Here is a 297-nt window from a genome sequence, read left to right as displayed (position 1 = left end):
TCGTGGACCGTGCGGTCGATGGTCTCGGGGGTGCAGACGGTGCCCCTGCGGAAGAAGGCGACCTTCGCGCCCCCATCGGGCCCGTCGATGGCGGGGAAGCCGTAGATCTGGGTGCCTTCGGCGTCCTCCCAGATGTAGACGGGGTGCCGCGCGCTCTCGAAGGGACGGGTCCCTTCTCGGGGCCGGAACCAGTACATGATCTGCCGCTCGACGGTGAACGGGACGCCCATGTCCGTGAGCAGCCGGGGCGCCCACGCGCCGGGGCAGACCACGAGGTGGCCCGCGGTGTAGGTGTCC

The 297-nt window shown here is 70.7% G+C and carries 1 pseudogene; it reads right to left on the bottom strand.

Annotated elements, in window-relative coordinates:
• Positions 1 to 297: pseudogene (locus tag J0695_RS41110) on the bottom strand (N-methyl-L-tryptophan oxidase); the annotation flags it as partial.

The sequence above is a fragment of the Streptomyces beijiangensis genome (assembly GCF_017315755.1).
Taxonomy (GTDB): domain Bacteria; phylum Actinomycetota; class Actinomycetes; order Streptomycetales; family Streptomycetaceae; genus Streptomyces; species Streptomyces beijiangensis.
The sequence above is the reverse complement of the archived record's forward strand: the minus strand, read 5'-3'. Positions and strand labels throughout refer to the sequence as shown.